At 41.8% G+C, this 6,904-nt stretch carries 5 protein-coding genes; all 5 read left to right on the top strand.

The features are described 5' to 3' along the window. The first annotated feature begins 1,473 nt into the window (after nt 1–1,473). A complete protein-coding gene (locus OCV37_RS19740) occupies nt 1,474–3,450 on the top strand; it encodes a replication initiator protein RctB domain-containing protein (RefSeq protein WP_038184493.1) in 1,977 nt (658 codons plus the stop codon). Nucleotides 3,451–4,009: 559 nt separating this feature from the next. Continuing rightward, on the top strand, nt 4,010–4,207 hold the full coding sequence (locus OCV37_RS19735) for a PA3496 family putative envelope integrity protein (RefSeq protein WP_038184495.1): 198 nt from the start codon (nt 4,010–4,012) through the stop codon (nt 4,205–4,207). Between the two features lie 142 nt (nt 4,208–4,349). Beyond that, entirely contained in the window at nt 4,350–4,559 is a 210-nt protein-coding gene (locus OCV37_RS19730) for a DUF3283 family protein (RefSeq protein WP_038184701.1), read from the top strand. An 86-nt stretch (nt 4,560–4,645) separates the two neighbouring features. Further along, entirely contained in the window at nt 4,646–5,365 is a 720-nt protein-coding gene (locus OCV37_RS19725) for a YebC/PmpR family DNA-binding transcriptional regulator (RefSeq protein WP_038184496.1), read from the top strand. 605 nt (nt 5,366–5,970) lie between these two features. Next, nucleotides 5,971–6,900, top strand: coding sequence for a ubiquinol oxidase subunit II (gene cyoA, locus OCV37_RS19720; RefSeq protein WP_051680773.1), 930 nt, complete (start codon nt 5,971–5,973; stop codon nt 6,898–6,900). Nucleotides 6,901–6,904 lie beyond the last annotated feature (4 nt).

Here is a 6,904-nt window from a genome sequence, read left to right as displayed (position 1 = left end):
TATCCATAATGAGTGACATCACGCCATTGTACAGCAAATTTATTTATTGACAATAAAAAGGTGTACAGTCAATTTTAGATAAATATCACAGTTAAGTGTCTGCAAAGAGACGATTTAATGAAAAAGATGAAAATTTATATCAAAAAATACTTTGTGGATTACCTTAAAAGTAATATTTCATGAAAGTGTTACCACGTCACATTTTACATTGTAAATTTCATTTTCAGCAACAAACCATATCGCGACCTCTCTGATGAAGAAAATAAGTCACGATGATTAAATTTTATCGATGTCCAAACAACTGTCGTTATACACAGGATTTGTATAAATAATGATACCGGAACGATTGAAAGCAACGTGACAGTTACGGCGTTTGTGATTTCAACTGCATACATACTTCCATCATCATGACACCTGTATTGATTGCTGACATATTCTGCGTTCTGAGTCAATCCGCTGAAAATCGTAACATCTGGACATCAAGTCGTTGAAAACAGGTGTTCATCGACCAATCATTGATTTTATTTTGTCAAAAAAAACCTGAGAAATGCCAGAATAAAGAAAATTATCAGTGGTAAATCGTCATTGAATCGAATAAATCACATCCTTGTGAAGAGCAAACGGATAAACAAACCACCGGAACGATGATCATGGCATACCCCCTTGATCATTTTTCCAAGCATGACCGAAAAATTAGAAGCATGATCAAGGGATATCACTCATGTAAATTCAGCCAACACATTCATGCTCTTATGATCAAATTCTCGGAACAATGATCAAGAAAAATATCACTCGGAAGCATGAGTTTTCTAGCTATAACTACGGAGAGTGTCAATTCAAGTGGGGGATGCGTCATATTTAGTTGGAATGCCCCATAAATTGAAATGACAAACTGCCAGAAGAGTAGGGGGGCTCGACACCTTGATCATGCTTACGTGACGAACGAATGTGATACATATCGAACTATCTTGCGAAAAATGTGTTTTTCAATGATTCAAAAGTCAACAAAATCGTAATAAAAGAACCGTCAGATACGAGAGACCTTGATCATGCTTGCGGGATTGCTCAAAATTGAATCGACTAATCATCACAGCAACAATCCGTTGCAGCTCAGACATGTGGATAAGTTGTGTGTGTATCTTGATCATGCTTCATAAAAGACATTGATCATGATTCCGAGGTCATAATGATCATGCTTCAATCCATTAATGATCATGCTTTCAATATTTAATTGATCATCGTTCCTGACTGACCATGATCATGCTTTCCAGTAGCATAAAAAAATATCTTTTGATTACAATTAATTATACGCGTTTTCTTACTCAGATCATAAGATCATATAACCATTTAAGATCATTAATAATCAAAAAGATCAGTTTTTAAGAGCAATCATTTTTTTCTTTATTTATAGAATATTTTTCTTTATGCTCGGAAAAATATCAATATTACATCAAATGTGATATGGACAGGAAAATGAGCAGTCACGAAAAAATATTAATCAGAGCTCCCAGAAATCATAAAGATGGGCATCTATTTCAGGTATCAGAGTCATCGATCAACTGGATAGAACAATATCAGCATTTTAAAGGTGTCACGAGAAGCATCATTGAACTGCTCAATTTAGTCTCTCTAAAAGGCATGAGTAGTAAAGATGGTCTGGTTTCAACAACAGAGCTCATCGAAGCGGCTGATGGGCAATTAACCAGAGCCGCCATCCAGCAACGTCTACGTGCCGCAGTCAGTATTGGTCTCTTCGAACAAATTCCTGTCCGGTTCGAAGAAGGGCTCGCCGGAAAAACAATGCTGCATAAGTTTATTAACCCCAGCCAATTGATCTCATCTCTGGGAGCCACCAGCCTGATCACCGAGTCAGTGAAACAATCAGAGAAACAAAAACGTTCAAAAGCTCTGGCACAGACCCAAGTGAATCAACGTTTACTGAATGAATATGGATTAAATACTCCACCGGCAATTAAGGATGAAGCGGATCAATTTGTAGTTTCACCAACCAATTGGGCCGGGATCATCGATCAGGCATTGGCCCCGCCAAGAACACGTAAGAATTACCAAAAATCAATGGTTTCAATTTCTGGCACGCGGGCAGTGATCGAAACAAGATCATCCAAAAATATTATGACGGTCGATGATCTGATGACCTTGTTTGCACTGTTTACATTAACGGTGCAATACCATGATCATCAACGTGAAGAGTATCATCTGAACGCGAAACAAATCCCCAACAAGACACCGCTGTATATCACTGATATTTTGTCGCTTCGGGGCAAGAAGGACAGTGGCCCGGCGAGAGATTCAATCCGGGATAGTATTGATCGTATTGAATTTACAGATTTCCAACTTCACGAGCTGACCGGTCGTTGGCTCAGTGAAAATATGCCGGAAGGATTTAAAAGTGATCGTTTCCGTTTTCTGGCCCGAACGATCACCGCTTCAGAAGAGGCGCCGGTTGAGGGAGCTGACGGAGAAATTAAGATCAAACCCAATCTTTATATTTTGGTATGGGAACCCTCATTTTATGAAGAGCTGCTGACGCGGGATTACTTTTTCTTGTTTCCTCCGGAAATTCTGAAACAGCATACACTGGTCTTTCAACTCTATTCTTATTTTCGTAGTCGAATGTCCCGTCGTCATCATGAGACGATGTTGTTATCCGAGCTGAATCAAAAGTTAGCCCGAAACATTGAGTGGCGACGTTTTTCAATGGATCTGATCCGAGAGCTGCGGCGTTTATCAGAAGGGAAAGGGGATGACGATTTGTTTGTTGTCAATCTATGGGGATATCATCTTTCTGTCCGTTCGATCCATACCAAGGGCAAGCTTTCAGATTATGAAGTCGATATTAAATGCGATGTTGAAGAAGTTTTGCGTTTCTCCAGAGCCAGAACCACCAATGCCGGTAAACGCAACATGGCCCCGACTTTACCCAATCCGCTTCGCCATGAGATGGTCTCAAAACAGAAGTTGGAGGAGCTGGCTTCGATCATTGATGGTGAGTTTGAGCCCATCCAACGTAAATCGCCGTCTCCAAGAGGCAATTTGGGGCGCCGGGTCAAGTTACGAAAACACTTGGTTGAGATCAATGCGGACGAAATTACGATCACCTTGTCAAAATATACCTCACAGGAGGCTCTGGAACGCAGTATAAGCGCTTTATCTGCGATGACCGGGCATTCCCCATCATTAATCCGGGAAGAGTGTCAGGAGTTGATTGATAAACTCGATTGGTTAAAAGTCGGTGATACGGTTCTGCCATATGAGACGTTGAGTAAGACGATTGAGCTGTATAATTCCCGGAGTCGCAATAAGCATTTGTCTATTGAACGATTGATCTCCGGACTGGCCGTTCGGCGTAAAGTGTGCAAACAGATCAGTGAAGGGCATTTGGACGAATCGGTCTTTTTAGTCCTTGATGAAGTTGCGATCGGCATTTAGGACGGACAGACGGGACATGATGTGATGTCATCTTGGAACCAAGGTGACAAACCCCGACGGTCTTTGCATAGCTTTGACATCTTCCTGACAGAGGCGGCGGCAGAGGCCGTTATTCTTTATCCCGAAAGACAACCTATATCCTACCGATGTCATTGGTTAGGTTCACGTTGTTATATTCATACTTAGCATTTTTGCGAGCACCCCATGCTCGCTTTTTTTTTGCCTGTCAGAAAATGAACGCATCAGCCCGGTTATCAAATTAACGCCAAACGCAATATGACGAGTGAGTTCATCACATTGTCCCTTGATCATCGTTCCGTATAGGATGTGCATGGCAAAAATTATCGTGAAAGAAGCGGGAATGCGTTGAGCAAAAAAAGGGGAGTAATTTATTAAAGTACTGCGCCGTTCCAACGGACGCAAAATTTTATTCTTACATCTATCAATATTTTTACAGAACTATCGCCACTATCACACTCTTAGATAATTTTGCTTAACAAGATTTTTCAGCTTCGCTATAGAATACGTGTCCCTAACATGGTTTGTCCGGAGGTGATTTATGTCTATCAATTCAATCGACCATGATGAAATGACGAATATCGCAAACAAATGGGACTTCACGGACGAAGTTGAATTGCAAAAACCCACGAAAAATCTCAAGTCAGCCGAAGCCCGACGCCGGATTGAAGTGATGAGAGAGATTCGTGAAAGTGGTTTAACACTTGAAGAAGCTAGGGAACTCGGCTTACTTCATTAAGCGTTTTATATTGGATAAGAAGGGGCAGCTGAGCTGCCCCTTTTTTTGAATCGCATCAGGCGGCGCAAACATCAGTTAGCGCTTAATTTTCTTGATGCCTGTGGTATATTGCACCACTTGTTTACAGATGACGGGTGATTTCATGTCTTTTAATCTTGCAGAATTGAGTGCTGAAGAGAAGAACCGGATCGAGTTGGATAAGCAGGCTGCCTTTTTAGTCTGGAAACTGAAACAAGGAAAGGCCGGGCCTGAAGTTTTCATTCAGCATCAGGAGACGTTGCGAACCACTGATGAACAGACATGCTTTCAACAATCAGTAGATAAATATAAAAAGGTGATGGGTGTGATGTAAACCGCTCCCTGAACCGGCAGAAATTGAAATGGTTCTGTGTTTTTTCTACAATCCGTCGCGTTCAATTAATGAGAGAGAATATCCCGATGGGAAGAAGTTTTGAAGTGCGTAAAGCTTCCATGGCGAAGACTCAAGGCGCAAAGATTAAAGTTTATTCCAAATACGGCAAAGAGATTTACGTGTGTGCAAAGAACGGGGGGACGGATCCGGATACCAACCTTTCTCTGAAACACTTAATCGCAAAAGCGAAAAAAGATCAGGTTCCCGGCCATGTGATCGACAAAGCGCTGGATAAAGCCTCGGGAGGCTCTGGTGAAGATTACCAGCCTGCTCGTTATGAGGGATTTGGTCCCGGTGGTGTCAGTGTGATTGTTGACTGTCTAACCGATAACGGTAACCGTACCTACCAAGATGTCCGTCAGTGCTTTGTCAAGACAGGAGCCAAGATTGGTAGCCCGGGCACAGTTGCTCATATGTTTGACCATCAGGCAGTATTCCAGTTTAAAGGCGATGATGAAGAAACTGTGCTCGAAGCGTTAGTTATGGCTGATGTTGATGTAACGGATATTGAGCTGGAAGACGGTGTGATGACGGTGTTTGCCCCGCATACCGAATTCTTCAAAGCGAAGACTGCACTGACTGAAGCTTTCCCGGATGTCAGTCTGGATGTGGAAGAGATTACCTTTGTCCCACAAAACCGGACTGAGATTGCTGGTGAAGATGCTGAAAAGTTCCAGAAATTCCTAGATATGTTGGATGACAGCGATGACGTTCAACAGGTTTATCATAATGCGGAGATGGAGTAGACACTTGTCTGCACTGTGATTGCGAAAAACCATATTTCGCGACAATATCTAAAAACGCCTCTTGGGATCACCGGAGGCGTTTTTTTATGACTCTGCGTCTGATTGATATCACCTCAGATGATTTTTACCGACGCAACATATTCGTCGGTTTATAAAAGAAATTGCATGACATTCCGTGATAGAGCTCATAAATCATAACGAAAAAAAAAACACACATGGCGAAAGAGTGGAATAAGATGAGATTTGTTCTAAAAAATATATAGATAACAAAGGATTATATATGTTACAGCGCGAATAGGTCGAATCTGATTTTTCTGATCGTCAGATTTGCGTAAGTTAAGATTGCACTTTAATATAGGGCCCCTCGACGTATTGTTACTATGATGTGTCGGAAGTGGCAAAGTGTTCTTTCTTGTAACAAATATATTTATCTTTTCGAAAACTGTATGTTGAATGATGTCACGATTTCGTGGAGTTGGATGGATTTGTATCAGGTAAGGATAGTTTGTTACAGATTCAAATACTCTTATTAAAAACAACCGCAGAGTCTTGGTAAGTTAGTGTCGGTTATCAGGTTCTCTGCCAAAAAGAGAAAGTACAAGTAAATGGAAGCCTCACGATATAAAAGCATCATATCGAGACTCGGACTGTTACTCACAGTGCTGATGCTCTCAGGGTGTAAGTTTGCGCTACTTGATCCTAAAGGAGAGGTGGGTGTTCAGGTAAAAGAGTTGATCATTACAGCTCTGCTCCTGATGTTGATCGTTGTTATCCCCGTGATACTGATGACGATCTACTTCTCATATAAATATCGATCAAGTAACTCGAATGCTGAGTACACACCCGAATGGTCCCATTCAACAAAGATTGAGTTTGTTGTTTGGACGATCCCGATCATTATCATTGTCATTTTGGCAACAATCACTTGGCGTTCAACGCACCATCTTGAACCGTCTAATCCTTTAGCGAGTGATGTGAAACCGATGACAATTGAAGTGGTGTCGCTTGACTGGAAATGGCTGTTCATTTATCCGGAACAGAAAATAGCAACCGTCAATTATGTTGCATTTCCAAAAGACGTTCCGGTGAAGTTCAAGCTGACATCAGATAACATCATGAACTCTTTCTTTATTCCTCGATTGGGAAGTCAGCTTTATGCGATGCCTGGCATGGTGACACGCCTGCATCTGATTGCCAATCACGCCGGGGATTATAAAGGGATTGCTGCCAGTTTCAGTGGTGATGGGTTCTCTCATATGAAGTTCACCGCGACTGCAACACCGGATATGGCCAGCTTCGAACAGTGGGTGGCAAAAGTGAAGTCTTCTGAACAGCAGATTCATGATTTCGCGGATTACCGTGCCTTAGCGAAGCCAAGCATTGATGTGCCTGTCACTTATTATTCTCATATTCCTGATGGCCTGTTTAATTCAGTGGTAACCCAATTCCCGGGTGGTATGAATATGCACATGGGAGAAGGGCAGGATATGGATAAACCAATGGGTCATCATTCGATGGCTGAGCATGAAGGGTAATGAG

The organism is Vibrio rhizosphaerae (assembly GCF_024347095.1).
Lineage (GTDB): Bacteria > Pseudomonadota > Gammaproteobacteria > Enterobacterales > Vibrionaceae > Vibrio > Vibrio rhizosphaerae.
The sequence above is the reverse complement of the archived record's forward strand: the minus strand, read 5'-3'. Positions and strand labels throughout refer to the sequence as shown.

Coding starts and splice junctions, on each gene's coding strand:
- OCV37_RS19740 (WP_038184493.1), top strand. CDS start 1,474: ATGAGCAGTCACGAAAAAATATTAATCAGAGCTCCCAGAAATCATAAA.
- OCV37_RS19735 (WP_038184495.1), top strand. CDS start 4,010: ATGTCTATCAATTCAATCGACCATGATGAAATGACGAATATCGCAAAC.
- OCV37_RS19730 (WP_038184701.1), top strand. CDS start 4,350: ATGTCTTTTAATCTTGCAGAATTGAGTGCTGAAGAGAAGAACCGGATC.
- OCV37_RS19725 (WP_038184496.1), top strand. CDS start 4,646: ATGGGAAGAAGTTTTGAAGTGCGTAAAGCTTCCATGGCGAAGACTCAA.
- cyoA (WP_051680773.1), top strand. CDS start 5,971: ATGGAAGCCTCACGATATAAAAGCATCATATCGAGACTCGGACTGTTA.